Source organism: Clostridium sp. SHJSY1 (genome assembly GCF_031626875.1).
In the GTDB taxonomy this organism is placed as follows: Bacteria; Bacillota; Clostridia; order Clostridiales; family Clostridiaceae; genus Clostridium.
The window spans coordinates 1-19898 of sequence record NZ_JANDMF010000047.1 but is presented as its reverse complement, the minus strand read 5'-3'; the positions used below and the strand labels follow the sequence as shown (position 1 = coordinate 19898).

Below are 19898 nucleotides of genomic sequence, written 5' to 3'. Positions count from 1 at the left end.
TAACTGATAAAGAGGTATAAGATATGATAAAACCAATTGTAAAAGATGTGTTGTTTTTAGGACAAAAATCAGAACAAGCAACTAAAAATGATATAGTAGTAATTGATGATTTAATTGATACATTAAGAGCAAACTTAGAGCATTGTGTTGGATTGGCTGGAAACATGATTGGAGTAAAAAAGCGTATATTGGTATTTACTGTAGGTAACTTTATTGTACCTATGATAAATCCAGTTATATTAAAGAAAGAAAATCCTTATGATACAGAGGAGAGTTGTTTATCTTTAATTGGATTTAGAAAAACAAAGAGATATGAAATGATAGAGGTGGAGTATCTTGATAGGAATTTCAAGAAGCAAAAGCAAGTTTTTACTGGATTTACAGCACAAATAATTCAACATGAAATGGATCATTTTGAAGGGATGATAATCTAATTGAATAATTAAAAATAGAAATATTGTTAAGATTTATATTACTCATATATCATCTTTCTTTTTTATTTGATTATACTAATACTGAGTTTTTTTATGAATAGATTAATTAAAGAATGAATAATATCTATCAAAAATAATTGAGTTATCAAATAATAAATGAAACAATCTTATCGTTTATAGCCTATTTTCTTTATATGTATTGACTTGTTTATATATATCATCTAAATTTTAAATATACTTCATATGAAGAGAACCAAAATTGGAATTTAATGAAGATATTAAGTAAATTTAAATAAAAAATAATTTATTAAGAAATGTGGTGATTATATTGCTTAACTCATTAGATATTAAAAGAAGAAGTGAAATTGAACAATTAATTCGGACAAAGGGAAATATGTCAATTGAAGAATTAGCCTATGAATTTAATGTATCTATTAAAACTATTAAAAAAGATTTAACATCATTAGAAGATAATACTATTAATGATAAAGAGTGTTGTGATATTCTGATATCAAGTTATTTAAAAAGACACTTCAATGATAGATTATTAGAGAATATAGATAAAAAATTTAAAATTGCTAAGAAAGCAGTCGAAATGATACCAGAAAAAAGTGTTGTTATCTTAGATTCTGGAACTACTGTTCTACAAATTGCTAAATTATTAAACTTAAAAAATAATCTAGTTATTGTTACAAGTTCTCTAATTGTTGCAGAAATTTTGGAAAACTCTAATAATCAGCTCATTGTAATTGGTGGCGAATTAGGAAAGAAAAGCATGTCTTTTGTTGGTCATTTGGCAAATCAAGCTATAGAAAGTATACATGCAGATATAGCATTTATAGGGTGTGATGGATTTCATGCAGATGGTCCATGCTCTGGCTCATATAAAGAATTAGATGTTAAACAAAGAATTATTGAAAATTCTAAAAAAGTTATTTTAGTAACTGATAGTTCGAAGTTCAGTATAGATGGTTTATATAGATTTGCAACTTTTAATAAAATTAATCATTTAATAACTGATATAGATGTTAAAGAAGAGCAACTCAAATTACTTTCAAAAAATATTCAAGTTTGGAAAGTATAATAATGAATAAAAGCTTATGCTTTCATCACCGAATGATTGCATTATAAGGCATCCAAAAGCCAACCGTAGGTACGGTGTGTTTTCACACTATAAGGTTAGTTTTTGAGTGCTTTTTATTTTACCAAAGTAAACATCTCTTTCATTAGTTTACATTACTACAATATCAAAGCGTATGTTTTGCAGCAAAATGTTTTATCTAACACTAAAAAGCCCCTTAACCCATGCATGAATTTACAAGTTTACAGGTTCTATTTAATCCCAATAATATAAAAATGTATACTGGTGCGAATGAAATTAATGTCCCATGAAAATTTTTTTGCAAATTTATGAAGTATATATGTTTTGTAGACAAATTGTGATAAAATACGATATAACTTGAGCTAACAAAATAATTATGTAAAAAAATAAATTAAGTGATATATAATTAAAGACGTTTACAAGTGTATACACGAGATATTCACAGGAGGATGGTTATGGAAGAGTTACTAAACTTATTAAAAGTAAACCTTTGTAATTGTGTTTTAAAGGATGAAGAGATTATAAAGATTAGAGATTACATTGAAAATGGTAAAAATGTTTTAAATTTAAATGAAATTTATCAGTGCAATATGAAAGATACCTTTAGAAATCAGTATAACATAAAGGAAGATTTTTGGGGGTTGATGGACAGCTTTATAGATAATGAAGAAGTTTTTAAAAGAATACTTAATGTATTTTTTGCTATAGGACAAGAAAGCTTTTTGGGAATGGTGTACAATAGATTTTATTCTACATATGAGGCTTTAGAATATCTAAAATCTATGGATAGCCAGGAAAGGTTACTATTATGGATTCTAAAAAAATATGATAGAAGCTTAATTAGAGAAATCATTAATATTTCAGAAGCTATGGTGGCTAAAGATAAGTTAATAATTTCAAAGACCTTTAACATAGCAGATAATACTTATATAAAATTAATTTTAGCTATTCTAGCTGTTGGGAATTCTTATGAATTGTCTGAGGATGCAGAGAAGTTTGTAGAGAAGAATTTACAAGATAATGAAAATGTAAATATACACCTAGAATATAGACAGACAAATTTAGTTCAATTATTATATTATGCACATGAAAAAAGTAAGGTGTTAAAACAAGTTATTAGCAATATGGTGAGTTTTAGTAGCTATGGAAGAGGGATATTTAATGAATTGGTGAAGTTTGCTAATGTGGAGGATGCTGAGAGTAAAAGTTATGATATTGCAGAAAAATTCAATATAGATAAAAAGTTATATATATTGAGATTAATAGAATTGTATATTTTGAATGAAGATAAAAAAGCACTAAAGGAAATAAAAGATAAAATAAAAGAAATACCATTAGTTTTTAAAGAAACCTTGGATTTTATTAAAAAAAGTAAGGAAGTTAGGAATAATTTTGAAAAGGCTGAAAGACTTACTCTTGCCTTATATATATATCAAAATTCTGGAGAAGTTGAGGATTTTGAAGAATTTAAGTATGAAGTAAAAAACTATTTAGGTGGATTTATATATAATTTTAATGGTTTTGATGAAGTAACCAGACTAGAAAAATCTAAGATTTTAGAATATGTTATGGAGAATAAAAATCAGGAATCCATAGATAATTACTTTACTAGAGTTGAAAAGGGAAGATGGGATGGGTATTCATTGCGTTATCACGGATTTTGCTTGGAATTAATTTATTCAATGGAAAACACTAAAGAAATTATATATAGATTTTTATACTTAGTGCTTAATGCTGAAAAATATGATTTAGCATCTTCAATTGTGTGCAAATTAGTAAAAAGTCAGTCTATGAGTTATATAAGTCTTGCTAAAAAACTTTTAAGTTTAGGTATAAATGAAAGACATTTAATTTTAATGGTTGATGAAGCTTTAAATCCAAAAGCTGAGGAATATTTAATAATGTTATGTAATGAAGGAAATACAGAGCTTATAAAAATTATAGGAGATTTAAAGGTTGAATCAAAGGAGGTTGTGCTAGAAGCGATTTTCAATGCTAATAAGGAAAAATACTCTAAGGTTTTAGTGAGAAGTTTATCAGATGATTCCAAGATTATTAGAGATAAGGTTGCAGGTCTCCTTAGTGAGTATGAAGAATGTAAGGAACAAGTTTTAGGAGTTCTAGCAAGTAAAAAGGCTGTTGTTAGGGAAATAGCTGCTAAAATTTTAATGAATTTTGATATGAGAAAATTTACAACAGAAATTGAAAATTGTGCTGAAAAAGAAAAAAATGCAAAAGTTAAAGTTTTGCTTCTAAATATTGTAAATGCAGATTGTTTAGACAAGGAAATACTTCAAAGTGCCGATACTATAAGTTGTTATTGCAGTGAAAGACTTAAGAAAACTTCTTATACTGCTCCAGAGTGGATTCCAATAAGTGGACTACCAGAGGTAAAGTACGAAGATGGACAGGCATTATCAAAAGATGTAATAACTTATTTAATAAGTAAATACTCTCTTGAAAATGTAGTAGAAAGAAATCTCACAGCAGAAAAGGTAATAGAGAAGTGCAATAAGGCTGATTTAGATTTACTTGGAAATGATATTTTAAGTATTTGGATTAATAATGGTTCAGATACAAAGCAGAAATGGGTGCTGGCTTTAGTTTCAGCAATTGGAGGGTTCAATGTAGTAAATACTTTGAAAACACAAATAGATGCTTGGTCTAAAGGTGCAAGGGGTGCTATTGCTTGTGATGCTGTAAAAGCACTAGCCTTAAATGGCAGTGATGACGCTTTAATAATAATAGATAACATAGCTAGAAAAGTGAAACACAAGCAAATAAAAAAAGCAGCAGCAGGAGCCTTTATAGAAGCAGCAAAAATTCTAAACTTAACAGAAGATGATCTAGCAGATAGAATAGTACCAGATTTAGGTTTTGATAAGAGAGGGGAAATGGTCTTCGACTTTGGAAGCAGAAGTTTTACTTTAAGTCTAGGATTGGATTTCTCCTTAAGAATTATAGATAACAATGGTAAGGTAACTAAAACTTTGCCAAAGCCAAATAAATCTGATGATGAATTAAAGGCAAAAGAAGCTTCAGAGGAATTTAAAGCACTTAAAAAGCAAATAAAAACTATAGTTTCTACTCAAAGTTTGAGACTAGAAATGGCACTTGCAGTTAATAGATTGTGGAAGAAAAATGATTGGGAGAAGCTTTTTGTAGAAAATCCTATAATGCATAATTTTTCACTTGGTTTAGTATGGGGTGTTTATGAAGATGGGGAAATAAAGGATACCTTTAGATATATGGAAGATGGTAGCTTTAATACGAAGGATGAGGAAGAATACGAAACTTTAGAGGATTCTTTCATAGGTCTTGCACATCCATTAGAAATGGATAAAGAAACTCTTGAAAGCTGGCAACAGCAATTTGAAGATTATGAAATAGTACAACCATTCCCTCAACTTCAAAGAAAGACTTACAAGATAACTGAAGAAGAGCAGGAAATGAATAATATAGAACGTTTTGCTGGTACTAAAATTAATGGACTTTCAATGGTAGGTAAGCTTATGAAAGCAGGTTGGTACAGAGGTTCTGTACAAGATGCTGGTGGGTATTATCAGTTTTATAAAGAAGATAGCAAAATAGGCATTGGAGTAGAAATTCAATTTGATTACCTTGGAGTTGGCTATGAAAATGAAGAAACCACTATTTATGAATTAATTTTTTACAAAGCTAATACAGTAGAAAGAGGAAGTTATGTATATGATGAGGTAACTGATGAAAATACTATTTTACCAGTTAAGGTTCCAGAGCGATTTTTTAGTGAAATACTTTATGATGTAGACAAGGCGTTAGAAGCTAAAACTGGCTTTGTAGATAATTGGAGAATGAGGCGTTAATTTTAAAAGATAGAGGAGTGTAAATAATAATGATATTGGAACAACATTTAACAGAAAAAATAATCAATGTGTTAGTAAGTTTAGATTTATCTTATGAAGTTACTGATAGTTTTAAAGAATATGTGGAAGAAAGCTTAGGAGAAGAAGAATTCTTTAAGAAACTTCCTACTATAGATATGAAACAATTAAAGCCAGAAGAGGTAGAGATAATAGTTAGTGCCTATCGTTCTTTAGTTAAGCATAAAGCTGATGATTATTTATCAAAGTACTTAAGAACACTATTTCAAATGGGAAAAGAATCTTTATTTTCTGTTTTTGATGAGATAGGCTATTATAAAGGGGCTTCTTATTATAGAGATTTTCTAAAGTATGGCTTAAGCCCAGAGTTTGTTATAGCTTACTATGCCACATCTATTACTAAACAAGAAAGGACATTAAGCCGCGACTTTATTTTGTTCTATGATGGCCTTTATGAAAAGTATAAGGATTCATTTTCAGAAGCAATTGAGATGAGTAAAGCAAATGAACAGGCTATAATTGCAACTTATTTAGCTTATAAGGAAAATAATGAAGAATATATCCAGTGGTTAGAAAGAGATTTGCTTGAATCAATAGGAAACTTATTCGATAATCACATATCTGAAATACAGGTAGGAGCTATAACTAAGTATTTAAAAGGTGAAACTCCAGATTTAGAAGAAATAGTGGAAATTATAAAAAGTGATAGCAAATTAGTTTTAAACCTTAATAAATATATATTCAGATTTCTAATAGGAATTAGTAGCACTATATATGTTAACTCTGAAGTGTCAAAAAGATTTATTAAGTTTGCTGTTGCATTTGATTATAAAGAGTTCTTTTATAATTTGCATAACTCTATTAAGTATAATAGTTATAATATTATGTCCAATCTTGTTGATGCACTTCAAATTAAAAGAGAATTGTATATTGCATGGCTTGGAGAATCAAATAGCTTTGCATATGACTATACCTTTGAAAAAGAACTAAAAAAAGAGGTGAATAAACACAGGGAAGAATTTAAGAAAGCTACTTCAATGTGTTCTGGTGTTAATAAAGTATATATGGCTTTTCTTCTTTGGGTAAAAGGAGAAGGCTATGAATTTATAAATGATGCAGAAGATATTTTTATACATGAATTTTCTTCATTTATGAATAAGTATGATATTGGAAGAGATGTTTATGAAGACTTTATACAATACTTAGAAGGGAATGCTTCTTTTAGTGATATAGATAAATCATTAGAAGGCTTATTTAGGAAAATAAAAATATATGAGACATCTTTTAACTTTTCTAAAATTCTATTCTGGTTAGAGGGTGAATCTCCAATGTTCTCAAGGGCTATGGACATATTTATTACCATAGGAAATTCAGATATATTAAGAAGTATATATAATGATTACCTTAAATACAATGGCAGGAATCTATCAGATGATGATTTGAATTCATATATAAAATTATTAGATAGTTGTGGGGCTTCTGTTAAAAACTATATAAGCTATTTAGGAAGCTGTGCTTTTACCAGTTATGTTGGAAGTAGTTTACACAACCAAGCAATTAGCATTATGGAAAAGATAATTGAAACAAAAGCTGAGGAAGTAATAGAAAATATATCCAATTGTGATGCTGAAAGTAGAAAAGGTATTTTAGAAATGTTAAATAAAACTCTTGAAGAAACTAAGAGTACAAAAATTCTTATAGAGTATTTAGGAGATTCTTCAAAAGTAGTAAGAGAAACAGTGGTAAAGATTCTAAGTTCAAGAAAGGCAAATCATCAATTGGTAATACCTAGTTTAAGCTCTAAAAAACAAGCTGTTAGAGAATCAGCAGTAAAGATACTTTTAAATAACAGTGATGAAAAGGTTCTGGAAGCATTAAATAAAGCATTAGAAGTAGAGAAAAGTGAAAAGATAAAAACTATTTTAAGACAAGCTTTATCTTTAGAAAGTACTCTAGAAGAAAAGAATGAAGAATTAGATATTCTAGAATACTGCAAGCAAGGTTTAAAGGGAAATAAAGTAGCAGCTTTAAGGTGGCTTGAATGTGATACTTTGATAAAGGTAAGGTTTAAGGATAGTGAAGCTTATGCAGAAAATGAAATTATAAAATATATGCTTGTATGTTATTCCTCATGTATTGAAATTGGAATAAGTAGTGATGCTTTAAAGGTAGGAGAACTTTTAAATAAAAAGGACTTATCAAAGCTTGCCTTAGAGGTTCTACAAAGATGGCTAGATTTAGGTGCAGAAAGTAAGAAGAAATGGGTGCTTTCTTTTGCTTCAGTTTTTGGGGATTATCAAGTAATTAGTTTGCTTAAAAAGAAGATAGAAGAATGGCCTAAGAATTCAAGAGGAGCAATAGCTAGTGACGCAGTTAGATCTCTTGCTTTAAATGGAAGCAATGAAGCTTTAATAATAGTAGACAATATATCTAGAAAGTTTAAATTTAAGCAGGTTAAAACTGCTGCAGCTTCAGCTCTTAAATTTGCAGCAGAGCAAATGGGAGTAGATATAGAGGAGCTTTCCGACAGAATAGTTCCAAATTTAGGCTTTGATATAAGAGGAGAAAGAGTTTTTGATTATGGAAACAGAAAATTTACTGCCATCCTTACTCCAGAGCTTACTTTAGAGATAAATGATGAAAAGGGTAAAAAGCTAAAAAGTCTTCCAGCTCCAGCTAAGAAGGATGACGAAGTTAAAGCAAAGGAAGCTTATACAGAATTTAAAAACTTGAAGAAACAGTTAAAAACAGTAGCAAATATACAAGCTATTCGTTTAGAAATGGCCTTGTCCAGCAATAGAAAATGGACTAAAGATTCATGGATAAAACTTTTTGTCCAAAATCCTATTATGCATAAATTTGCTATAGGTCTTGTTTGGGGAGTTTATAAAGATAATTCTTTAGTAGATAGTTTTAGATATATGGAAGATGGTAGCTTTAATACTAAAGATGAGGAAGAGTATGAATTAGAAGATGAAATGATAATAGGAATTATTCACCCTATTGAATTAAATAGTGAAGACATGTCTTTGTGGAAGGAACAATTTGAAAACTATGAAATCAAGCAGCCATTTGAACAGTTAAATAGAGAAATATTTACTGTTACAGAGGAAGAAAAGAAGAATAATACTGTGGAACGTTTTGGAGGCACTATGTTAAATGGTTTATCTCTATTAGGCAAGCTAACAGACTTTGGATGGATTAGAGGATCTATTGGAGATGGTGGAGTATATTATGGTTTTTATAAAGAAGACAGCAGTTACAAAGTAGAGGTTGGACTAAATTTCAGCGGTGCACCTGTAGGCTATGAGAATGATGAAGTAACAGTATATGATTTATGTTTTTACAAATTAGGAACCATGTCAAAGTATGCTTATATAAATAAGAAAATACAAGAACAAAATGTAGTGGAATTAGAAACACTGCCTAAAAGATTTTTCAGTGAAATTCTTTATCAAATAAATAAAGCCTTAGTTTCTAAAACTGGAACTAATGATAAGTGGAGAGAAGAGAAATAAGGAGAAATTAATGTGAGTAAGATTAGTGAATACATGGATAATATGCTTAAGATATATGGTGATAAAGTAGAGATAACTAAAAGTACCTATGATGAAAATACTTTGTTATTGGCACCTGTCGCTTTAAGAGAATTTTATGCTGAATATTCAAAGGTGGATTTACCATTTGGATATATATATTCTATTGAAAATTCCTTAGAGGATTCAGAAGCTGAACCTTTCAAAAGTGAAGGGTGGTTTTCCTTTGGCTTTGATGGATATTTTTCCTTTTGGCTGTGTTCATTTATGCCAGATAATGAAGGCTTATCATTTACATCTTGGGATCATGACAGTGATACAGATATAGATGGAGCCATATATAAGAATATTATAGAATTTTTAGAAGCTATGAGATCAGAATACGAAGAAAATAAAGATGAATGGGACTAATTAGTTTTTAACTTATGTAGGAGTATAAAAACAGACCTTATGATAGTGGAGGAAACATGATAGTTAATAGAGATATAGAATTAACATACAAAGAATATAGCTTGTTGGAAAGATCTTTAAGGGGAGATGTTTCGTTATCTCAGAGGTTACCTAGAAATCTTCCAATGAGCAAAAATCAATTAATTGAGGAATTAATAGAGGAAATAAGTGTATATTCTGAAGGTGAGTTTGAGGTTTTCCTTTCTGATGGAGATTTGTTTGCAGGACACTGCATTATAGTAAGTGGAAATATAAATGGAAGTTTTGAGTCAGCAACTATTGCGGGGTAAAAATAAATAGCTGGGGGAGTAATATGAGTAATTATCCAATAGAAATAGAAAAGTTTCATAATACAATTTCAAAGTTAAAGGGTATTGTGTCAATAGAAAGTGGCATAGACAATTTAGAAGGTGTAGATGACTTCTTATTACAAACATCTCAATTTTCACATCTGCCACATGCAACTCTTTTACGCACAAAGGGTGGTCTTAAAAATGAAATCCTTATACAATTTGAATTTAGTATTGATAATTCTTTAGATAGTCTTAAAAGTCTTGAATTTCTAGCTTGGTTTGTTAGGGATAGTGCTAGAGGTGGCACTAAAATTCAATTGAGACCATTTGCCCTGCCACCAGTAACACCAAATGGCAGGCAACTTGGAACAACTTTAAAATTCCACATAGATCTATTTGTTGATGGTATAGAGGAAACCTTAGATCCAGCATTCAAGAAAATAGATGAGCTTAATAAAAATTTGAATTTATTTATTGTGATGTATGATATTCCAGTTGTGTAATTTAAGTACTAAAGCAATTGATATATAAAGAGGAGATATATTATGGATGAAATAAAAGCATTAAAACCTACCGTTGAAATATTATATGCAGATGAGTTAGCTGCATTAGAAGCTAATGATGAGGGACCTAAACCAGCAAACTGGAGATTATCTCCTAAGGCTGTGAGAACTTTTATTTTAGGAAGCAGTAAGCCTTTAAAATTAAAAAGAAAAAACGTTAATATAACTAAGAAATTTTATGGAGATGATACTCTTATTGAAAGATGTATTATAACATTAGCTGGAAACAGAGGACTTATGCTAGTGGGAGAGCCAGGTACAGCTAAAACCATGTTAAGTGAACTATTATCTGCAGCTATTTGTGGAAGTAGTACAAACACTATACAAGGAACTGCAGGAACTACAGAGGATATGATTAAGTATACCTGGAACTATGCGCTACTTTTAGCTAAGGGACCAGTTAAGGAAGCCTTAGTGCCTTCTCCTTTGTACATAGGTATGGAAAAGGGAATTATAACTAGATTTGAGGAAATAACTAGATGTCCAGCAGAGGTACAAGACAGTTTAATCAGTATACTTAGTGATAAAGTTTTAAATATACCAGAGTTTGGGGAAGAAGGACTACTTTGTGCCACACCTGGCTTTAATGTTATAGCTACTGCCAATACCAGAGATCGTGGAGTTAATGAAATGAGTAGTGCATTAAAGAGAAGATTTAATTTTGAAACTGTATTCCCAATAAATGATGTTTCTTTAGAAGCTAAGATAATAGAGGGAGAAGTGGAAAAGCTAATTAAGAATTCTAATATTGATATGGAAGTGGACAGAGATGCAGCAGAAATTCTTGCAACAACCTTCCATGAATTAAGAGAAGGAGTATCTGCAGAGGGGAGCAGAATAGACAAGCCTTCAGCAGTAATGAGCACTGCAGAGGCAGTATCAGTTTATTATCAAACTCTTATGAGTAGCTATTACTACGGGGATTCTAAAGTGGATATGAGTACTATGGTGCAAAACATATTAGGATCTGTACTTAAGGAAAGCCGTGAAGATGTGGATAAGCTAAGAAGTTATTTTAACATTGTAGTTAAAGGTAAGAGTACAAGAATGGGTGGTAACTGGAAGGCGTTCTATGAAGCTAAAAAGTGGATTAAATAAAGGTGGAGTTATTTATGGGTAAAAATATAGACAATCAAATAAAGTATTATGTGAAAAAAGCCTATGATTTAGAAAGCAAGGTAATGTTTTTCCCAGTAAGACACCACAGTCCTGCCTGCAGTTTTCATCTTAAAAATGTGATAGACAGTTATAAACCTGAAATTATATTAATTGAAGGACCAGCAGAGGCTAATAAGGTTATACAGTATATAGCTCATGAAGAAACTAAAGCTCCTGTTTGTATTTACTATAGTTACTTTGATAGAAATGGACTTATAGAAGAAAGCAAGGAAAAGTACAGGTGTTATTATCCTTTTCTAGATTTTTCACCAGAGCTTTTAGCCTTAAGAGAAGGTAAAAAGAGAGAGATAGTCTGTGAGTTTATAGATTTATCCTATGCAGAAATACTTATAAATAGTAAGAAGTTAGAGGTTATGGGAAAGGCTGAGGAAAAGAATACTTATAATGATGATTATTTAATGAAGGAAAGTGTTTTTATTAAAGCAATTTGTGAAAAGGAAGGTTGCAGAAACTACAATGAGCTTTGGGAAAAGTTATTTGAAATAGATGGACTTAAAATAAGCACAGAGAAGTTCATAGAAAATATGATATTTTCCTGTTATCTATCTAGAGTAGGCTATAGTGAGGAAATGCTTAAGGAAGATGGTTGCTTTGCTAGAGAAACCTTTATGAGTATGAAAATAAGGGAAGCAGTAAAAAAGTATAATAAAGTTTTGGTAGTAAGTGGAGGTTTTCACACTTCTACACTTATTGATGGACTAGAAACTAATGATGAAATAAAGCTTCATAATATAGCTGAAGCTGATACTGGAGTATATGCCATGGCTTATTCCTTTGAGGAAAGTGATCAATTAAATGGATATGCCAGTGGAATGATTCATCCTGCTTTTTATCAGCGAGTTTGGAATAATATTGAGAAGCAGGTGGATAAACCTTATGAAGAAGCTGTGCTTAACTTTATTGTACATACAGGAAAACATATAAGAAAAAATTATGGAAATCTTTCTACAGCAGATGAAATAGAAGCTTTTAATATGGCAATGGGACTTAAATCTTTAAGAGATAAATATGAATGTGGAGTTTTTGAGCTTAAGGATGGCATAACTTCTGCTTTTGTAAAGGGGGAAATGGATGCAGAATCACAGGTTTCTTTAAAGTATCTAAGAGAAATACTTACAGGGAATAAAATAGGAAAGCTTTGTGCCTTAGCAGAAGTTCCTCCTATAGTACAGGATTTTAATGAATTGTGTAAAAAGTTTAACATAAAAACCACTACTTTAGAAAATGGCGTGCCCCTTAGTATTTATAAGAGTAAAAAACATAGAGAGCAAAGTAAGTTTTTTCATATGATGAAGTTTTTAGATACTAACTTTTGCTTTATGGAAAAGGGACCAGATTTTATTAGAAGGAAAAATACTAATTTAGTAAGAGAAGTATGGAAGTACAAATGGACTACTAAACTTCAAAGTACTCTTATAGAACTTTCTATGCAGGGAGGAAGTTTAAAGGAAGCAGCAAATTCAATACTTACAAAAAGGTTCATATCCTGTGAGAATGAATCAGGAGAAGCTTCACTACTTTTAATAGAAGCTGCACTTATGGGAATTGAAAGTAGTCTTCAAGGTTTGCTACCTTCCTTTGGAGAAATTTTAAATGGAGATGATAATTTTATTTCTATTACAAATTCCTGTTACAATTTAAATTTTTTGTGTAACGCAGAGGATTTACTTAACATTCATATGGAAGAAATACTGCAGGAATTTTTTACTACTGCTTATAACAAAGCTGTTTCTCAAATAACTAGTTTGAATACTGTGGACTATGATAATGAAAATGAAGTTATCTCTAAGCTAAAAGACATTTATCATATTTCTAATAAAGTTAATTTTGATAGTGAAACTTTAATAGACAGCTTAAATGTGCTTATTTCTAAGAAAGACTGTAACAGTGCAGTAGAAGGAGCAGCCTTAGGAATATTATATGGATTAAATTCTATTTATTCTAAAGAAGTGGCAGATAAAGCAGTACAGTATCTCTATGGAACAGGGGAAAAGCTTATGAAGTCAGGAAGCTTTTTGAAAGGACTATTTTCTACAGCTAAGGATTTATTGCTTGGGGAAGAGGAGTTGCTTAAAGGAATAGATAACTTCCTTAGAAATATAGAAGAAGAACACTTTATGACACTTCTTCCTGATTTAAGATTTAGTTTTACTTTCTTTAATCCTGGAGAAATTGATAGCCTTGCAAAAGAAGTAGCCAAAAAGTACAGTACTAATGAAGAGGATATTCTATATGAAAATGCCCTAAAGGAAGAGGATATAATCTTAGCAGTATCACTAGACCAATATGCAGTGGAGCTTTTAGAAAAGTGGCAGGTTTACAAGAGGAAGGACAAGATATGAAAGAAGATTTAATTGGTTTAAATAGATGGAGATTAGTACTTGGAAAGTTTGCAGAGGACAGTATAGAGTTCTCAGAAGACAGTAGCAATTATTCAGAGCTTAGTGATTTATTAGAATTCCTATATGATAGGGATTATGATGAAGAGAGAGGAATAAGAGCAGATGGTCAAAGAGGTGGAAGAGGAAGCTCAAACCTTACAGTGCCTTCATGGATAACTAAAGTAAGAACTTTATTTCCTAAAGAAACAGTGGAAATATTAGAAAAGCATGCCCTTGAAAAATATAATATGAAGGAGCTTTTAACAGATAAAAAGGTACTGGAGGCTATGGAGCCTAATGCAGATTTACTTAAAAATATACTTCAGATGAAACATTTAATGAAGGGTGAGGTTTTAGATACTGCCAGAAAAATAGTTAAGAAGGTAGCAGATGAAATAACTAAAACCTTAGAAAATGAAGTAAAGCTGACAATCATGGGAAAAGTGGACAGAAACAAAAGAAGTGCTGTAAAGTCTGCAAGAAACATTGATTTTAAAAAGACTATAAGAGCTAATTTAAAAAATTATGATAGAGAAAAAGAGAGGATAATTGTAGATAAAGTTTATTTTTATGGCAGAGTAAGAAAGTACAACCCATGGAACATAATAGTTGCAGTAGATGAAAGTGGCAGTATGCTCTCTTCTGTTATTCACAGTGCCATAATGGCAGGAATATTTTCAAAACTTCCTATGCTAAAAACCAGCCTTTTCATTTTTGATACAGAGATAGTTGATTTAACCTCTTATGTGGATGATGCAGTTCAAACACTTATGAGTGTTCAGCTAGGTGGAGGAACTAACATAGGAAAGGCTTTAGGTTATGCAGAAAAACTAATAGAAAGCCCTTCTAGAACTATAGTTGTAATGGTGACAGATCTTTATGATGGTTATAATTACAATGTAATGTATGCTAGAGCTAAGGCAATAATTGAAACAGGGGCTAAGCTTATAATTCTTACAGCATTAGATGATAAGGCCAATAGTATGTATGATAAGAAAGCTGCAGCTAAAATGGCTACACTCGGAGCAGAAGTTGCAGCAATGACGCCAGGAGGATTAGCTAAATGGATAGCAAAGATAATTTCTTAAGCAAGTTAAAATCTTATATTCTTTCTATTAATGATGAATATCTTATAGGGGTTACTAATAAGGGCATATTTAATAGAGCTTCAAAGGACCTAAATTCAGGTGCTGCTGTAAAAATAACAGTAGAAGAAGAGGCTGTAAAATGTGAACTGCCAGATGGTAATGTATGTAGTATTAATGAAGATATACAAGCCTTTAAGTGTAGCTGTCCTTCAAGAAGTATTTGCAAGCATACAGTGATGAGTTATTTATATGTAAAACAGCATATGGATGAAATCTTTGGAGAGTCATCTTCTTTAAAGGAAGCTCCTGATGAGCAAGAGGAGTTTCTTCAGGATTATTCAGAGCTTTTAAATATAAATTTAAAGAGTATAAAGACTGCTTTAGGGGATAGAGAATTTGGAAACCTAGTTAAAAGAATAGAATTTGGATTAAAGGCTGAGATAAAGGAAGGAGCTCTTCTTCAGGTGGAATTTGAAGGGGAGGAAACTGTAAAGTTTATTTCTGTTAAGGGAGAGGAAAAGAAAGATTTATCCATAAATGATAGTAGCATAGTTAATAATTCTTTGTGTAGCTGTAAAAGTAAAGAGCTTTGCAGACATAAGGCAGAATCAGTAATCCATTATGGTCTTTACAAAGGAAGCATAAGTAGGGAAGAAGTTATTTCTTTAATTAATAAGGATAGGATTATAAGTAGGGAAGAATTAGAAAGCTGCATAAAACAAGTTAGAAAAACCTTAGAGGAAATATATTTTACAGGCCTTGCTAGAATTCCTGAAAGCTTTTTAGATAAGTTGGAACAGTTATCAATTATATGTCACAACAGCGACATTCCTAGCATGGAGAAGAAAATAAAATCACTTCAAGGAAAGCTAAAACTGTATATTAGTAAAAATGCCTCCTTTTCTTTAGAAGACTTTAGATATTTGTTACAAAGTATTTATGTTTTAACCATGGCCATTGAAAATTGCAGTGATGAAAAGACTTTGGGAGAATTAATGGGAGAGCATAAAAGTTCTTATTATGAAATTCCTCCAATAGAACTTACAGCAATAGGAGCCAGAAAGTGGACAACAGAGTCTGGTTATGAAGGAACTACCTTTTATTTTACAGCAGAAGGCTTTAACCGCTGGTTTACTTACACATTATCTAGAAATTCAGCTTATGATAGGAAAAACATCTATAGTAGGGAAACTTACCCTTGGGGAATTGCTGGCGATATAGAAAGCTTCTCAAAATCTAGGATAAAACTTGTTAATGGCAAGGTAAATGGAGAGTTTAGATTATCTTCCAGTGAAAGCAGTAAAGGGGAAATAATAGGAGCTACAGATATTCCTAACATATACCTTAAAGATAAAACTTTTAACTCATGGAAGGATTTATTTTCAGCAGTTTCACAAAACTCGGGTTTATTCTTTAATGAAAGAGAAGAAAATTATGATTTATTCCTTATAAAGCCATCAAAGTTTGGAGAAAGTAGCTTTGATAAAATTCAGCAGCTTTTCAAAATGACATTATATGATGAAAGAGAAGAAAGTGTAAGTATTGAGGTTAAGTATTCTATATTTAATAAGAAGCTTATAGAAAAGCTGGAGAGGATGGAAAGAATGAAAAACTATCCTTTTATGCTTTTGACTAGAGTATACTTAGGAGAATCTGGATTTATAGCAGTGCCTATAACAGCCTATTATGAAGATGGAGCTTTAGTGAACTTGACTATATGAAGGGAGGGATTTCGTGGCGAATAATGAAGGCTTAAAGAGCGTGATTGAGGATATAGAAATACTTTTAGATGGAATTTTATTAAGTGGTGTTAGTGTGGTTGGAGAAGGTACTTTGAAAGAAGTAAATAGAATAGCTGTAAATTGTAATGAATTAGGATTAAAGGAAGGTGGAGCTATGCTTTTTAAGCTTAAAGAGGACTTAATGAGGAAAAATCATACTTTGAATTTTGATCTAGATGAATTGGTGAGGAGTCTTGCGCTACTTGGGAGTTATGTTAGCTTGGTGAAGGATAAGATGAAAGGCAAAGATTAGCATCATTCCAATTAAATATAGTCACTTTAATATTAATGATAGGTTAAGAAACCTCTTTGACCACTAGATGAGATTATCTGGTAATCATGGAGGTTATTTTTAATCTGTTTCAGTTTTAATCCATAGATTTTATTTAATAAAGGGTGCTAATTTTTTTGTGTGACAAATTGGTAAATCGTCTTTAAGGTGCTCTGTGCATCTTTACTTCCAAATCCATGTCCAGCGCCTTCAATTAGGAAAAGCTCCGAATTTTTATATACGTTATTTGCCTTGATGGAATATTTAGGATCCACGTTCTGGTCTTTGGTACCATGCATAATAATAACTCTTCCTTTGTAATTTCCAATCTTATTGTACACATCAAGATTATATAAAGTTTTCCAGAATTCTTTCCCTGTGGACATTTTACCAACAGCAAGTGTATCTGGAATATCATCTATGGAAGTGAAATTAGCTCTTGCTGAGTCCACAGAACTAAGTGCAGGAAAACAAAGAATTAACCCTGCAACATCAGGATTTTGAGCTGCAGTAAGTGCTGAAACCAATCCACCAAAGCTCTCGCCCATAAGATAAATTTTACTTTGATCTACCCATTTGTAGCTTTTTACTTTTTTCATCATACATTCTAGGTCGGAAATTTCCGTCAAGTATGTCATGTTTTCGAAAGCTCCGTCACTTTGTCCACGGAGAGAACCTCCACGAAAATCAAAGATAAGTGTAGCAATTCCAGATGCAGCCAGTGACTTTGCTTTATTTGCAAGAAGTGCAGACTGACAATTAAATCCATGGGAGATAATAAGAATTTCTCTTGCCTCTCTGTTATCATCTGGCACATAGAGTGTACCTCGAATAGTCTCACCATTGTTCGCTACTTCAATGGCTGTCTCCTGATAGCTGTACTGTGTTTCAGCTAATGCGCCAGGATTCTGTAAATAACACAGAAATGCCAAAGCACCCTTTCCATGATTTCCTTCATTTATAAGATTACCTACAAAGCATCCAAGAGTAATTAACATGACAGTAACAATAATTTTCCACATTTTTCTCCTTTTTGGTTTTCCTGATTTCTCCCTTTGTCTTTCATTTTTCTTCAAGAACATATTTTATCCCCCTATACAACTGTGAAAAATTTTGCTATCATTTAGGTACAGTTGTTCCTTTTTTAGTTAATTATAGGTTTACATATTAAAAAAATCAATATGTAAATCAAATAGCGGAACAGAAAGGAGATTTTGTTCCTATTATGCGCAGAAAAAATATAGATGAATTATTTATAAGAGATTGTGTTGCTGAAGCTCTAGCACAGTTGGCAAAAGAAAAGTCTTACAATGAGATCAGCGTGGTGGATATATGTAAAAGAGCAGGAATTGGTCGGACGACATTTTACAGGTACTTCAACAATTCAGATGGAAAGAAGGATGTCGTTTTTTATAAAATATCTCGTGCCTGGGGAATATATTCTGAAAATCATCCAGAGAGTATAAAAACGAATTTATCACAAGCTTTAATGAATTATCTTTATGAAGAAAAAGAGCAGTTTATATGGCTTTATAAAAACGGACTGACAGATATTATTTTTGAAATTTTTTATGTAAGTACAGTGATGGATCCAAGGAAACAAGCTCAAAATCTCTACGCTGATGCTTTTCTTGCTGGGGGCTTATTTGGAGTTGTCTATCAATGGGTGAAAGATGGTTTCAGGGAAAAGCCTGAGAGTATAATAAAGCAACTTTCTAAAGGCTCTTTTTAAGTAATTAGACATAAAACCAACCAAAATCTTAGTCTTAGATTTTGGAATGTAAACAATATTGGCTATAAATTAATGAAAAGATTTATAGATGATAATTTTGAAGTAGAAGGAATGTGCCATAGAAGAAGTGTAGTTTGGCTTGGTAAAGTTAAAAGAGATAATTTAAATGAATATGTCAGAGAATTACTTAGGAATAGAAGTATCATTACTAAGTTCAAACATCCAGCAGATATAGTTGAACTAGATTACCTCATAAAAAGGCTTTTAATACATGGCAAAAAAGAATTTGCGATAATGATTATTTATATAACCTGTAGGTAAATAGGAATGCTTTAAATAAAACAAGCTATAAAGGAGAATTTAATTTATGAAATACAAAGTAATATTATTCGATGCTGATGATACTTTATTTGATTTTAAGAAGTCTGAAAAAGAAGCTTTTAAAAATACTATAATAGAATTTGGTATTAATTATGATGAAAATTATCATTTTAATATATACAAAAAAATAAACACAGCTATTTGGAAAGAACTTGAAGAAGGTCTTATTACTCAATCAAAATTGAAATTAGAAAGATTTAAAAGATTAAGTCAAAAATTAAATATAAGTTTTAATGAAAATGAGTTTGCAACTTCTTATATGAATCACTTAGGTAATAATTCATTTTTATTAGATGGAGCTAGTGAACTTGTGGAAGAATTAAGCAAAAACTACATACTTTCTATTATAACTAATGGACTTACATCAGTTCAAGAAAGAAGAATTAAAAAATCTGTTATATCAAAATTTTTTAAAGATATAGTAATTTCAGAAGAAATAGGTGTATCAAAGCCAAATCCAGCTATATTTGAGCATGCTATAAACAATCTTGGTAATTTTAACAAAAGCGAAATTCTTATAGTAGGAGATACTTTACATTCTGATATAAAAGGTGGAATTGATTACAATATAGAAACTTGCTGGTTTAATCCTAATAAATTAGAAAATAAAACTGAATTAAGTCCAACCTATGAAGTTTCTGATTTTAAAGAACTAAGAAACTTATTATTAGATAAGATTTAATTTATTAAGAAGAAATTAAAAAATAAAAGAATTTAACAAAAACTAATCACGAAGCTACTTTCATACATATGAAAGTAGCTTCGTACAGACCGTTGACAAAAGAGATATTTTCATTCCTGAAAATATCTCTTTTGTCTTTACTTTATAAAAACATATAAATTT

At 30.8% G+C, this 19898-nt stretch carries 16 protein-coding genes; 15 read left to right on the top strand and 1 reads right to left on the bottom strand.

Annotation, left to right across the window (positions count from 1 at the left end; genetic code table 11):
* Window positions 1-23: 23 nt before the first annotated feature.
* The 12 genes from NNC19_RS18480 (at window position 24) to NNC19_RS18425 (ending at window position 16923) form a co-directional block, all read left to right on the top strand.
* On the top strand, window positions 24-434 hold the full coding sequence (locus NNC19_RS18480; protein ID WP_310940163.1) for a peptide deformylase: 411 nt from the start codon (window positions 24-26) through the stop codon (window positions 432-434).
* A 328-nt stretch (window positions 435-762) separates the two neighbouring features.
* On the top strand, window positions 763-1518 hold the full coding sequence (locus tag NNC19_RS18475) for a DeoR/GlpR family DNA-binding transcription regulator (protein WP_310940162.1): 756 nt from the start codon (window positions 763-765) through the stop codon (window positions 1516-1518).
* 473 nt (window positions 1519-1991) lie between these two features.
* Entirely contained in the window at window positions 1992-5381 is a 3390-nt protein-coding gene (locus tag NNC19_RS18470; protein ID WP_310940161.1) for a DUF4132 domain-containing protein, read from the top strand.
* Between the two features lie 29 nt (window positions 5382-5410).
* On the top strand, window positions 5411-8917 hold the full coding sequence (locus NNC19_RS18465; protein ID WP_310940160.1) for a DUF4132 domain-containing protein: 3507 nt from the start codon (window positions 5411-5413) through the stop codon (window positions 8915-8917).
* 12 nt (window positions 8918-8929) lie between these two features.
* On the top strand, window positions 8930-9346 hold the full coding sequence (locus NNC19_RS18460) for a hypothetical protein (protein WP_310940159.1): 417 nt from the start codon (window positions 8930-8932) through the stop codon (window positions 9344-9346).
* Between the two features lie 56 nt (window positions 9347-9402).
* A complete protein-coding gene (locus NNC19_RS18455; protein WP_310940158.1) occupies window positions 9403-9675 on the top strand; it encodes a DUF2262 domain-containing protein in 273 nt (90 codons plus the stop codon).
* Between the two features lie 23 nt (window positions 9676-9698).
* Window positions 9699-10181 (top strand): hypothetical protein, encoded by a 483-nt coding sequence (locus tag NNC19_RS18450; protein WP_310940157.1) that lies wholly within the window; start codon window positions 9699-9701, stop codon window positions 10179-10181.
* Between the two features lie 42 nt (window positions 10182-10223).
* A complete protein-coding gene (locus tag NNC19_RS18445; protein ID WP_310940156.1) occupies window positions 10224-11339 on the top strand; it encodes an AAA family ATPase in 1116 nt (371 codons plus the stop codon).
* Between the two features lie 14 nt (window positions 11340-11353).
* Window positions 11354-13762, top strand: a complete 2409-nt coding sequence (locus NNC19_RS18440) for a DUF5682 family protein (RefSeq protein WP_310940155.1) — start codon at window positions 11354-11356, stop codon at window positions 13760-13762.
* On the top strand, window positions 13759-14889 hold the full coding sequence (locus tag NNC19_RS18435) for a VWA domain-containing protein (RefSeq protein ID WP_310940184.1): 1131 nt from the start codon (window positions 13759-13761) through the stop codon (window positions 14887-14889). The genes NNC19_RS18440 and NNC19_RS18435 overlap by 4 nt, the downstream gene beginning before the upstream one ends.
* Window positions 14865-16610, top strand: coding sequence for a hypothetical protein (locus tag NNC19_RS18430; protein WP_310940154.1), 1746 nt, complete (start codon window positions 14865-14867; stop codon window positions 16608-16610). The genes NNC19_RS18435 and NNC19_RS18430 overlap by 25 nt, the downstream gene beginning before the upstream one ends.
* 13 nt (window positions 16611-16623) lie before the next feature.
* Complete coding sequence (locus NNC19_RS18425) at window positions 16624-16923, top strand: hypothetical protein (RefSeq protein ID WP_310940153.1); 300 nt, start codon at window positions 16624-16626, stop codon at window positions 16921-16923.
* Between the two features lie 146 nt (window positions 16924-17069).
* Here the strand turns inward: NNC19_RS18425 and NNC19_RS18420 are convergent, their stop codons facing one another.
* Complete coding sequence (locus tag NNC19_RS18420) at window positions 17070-18023, bottom strand: serine aminopeptidase domain-containing protein (RefSeq protein WP_310940152.1); 954 nt, start codon at window positions 18021-18023, stop codon at window positions 17070-17072.
* Window positions 18024-18166: 143 nt separating this feature from the next.
* Between NNC19_RS18420 and NNC19_RS18415 the strand changes: the two genes are divergently transcribed.
* The 3 genes from NNC19_RS18415 to NNC19_RS18405 all read left to right on the top strand — a co-directional run bounded on the left by NNC19_RS18415 (window position 18167) and on the right by NNC19_RS18405 (window position 19736).
* Window positions 18167-18673: a TetR/AcrR family transcriptional regulator gene (locus tag NNC19_RS18415; RefSeq protein WP_310940151.1), complete on the top strand. Its 507-nt coding sequence runs from the start codon at window positions 18167-18169 to the stop codon at window positions 18671-18673.
* A gap of 72 nt (window positions 18674-18745) precedes the next feature.
* Window positions 18746-18994, top strand: coding sequence for a hypothetical protein (locus NNC19_RS18410; protein WP_310940150.1), 249 nt, complete (start codon window positions 18746-18748; stop codon window positions 18992-18994).
* Window positions 18995-19040: 46 nt separating this feature from the next.
* Window positions 19041-19736: a YjjG family noncanonical pyrimidine nucleotidase gene (locus tag NNC19_RS18405; RefSeq protein ID WP_310940149.1), complete on the top strand. Its 696-nt coding sequence runs from the start codon at window positions 19041-19043 to the stop codon at window positions 19734-19736.
* Window positions 19737-19898 lie beyond the last annotated feature (162 nt).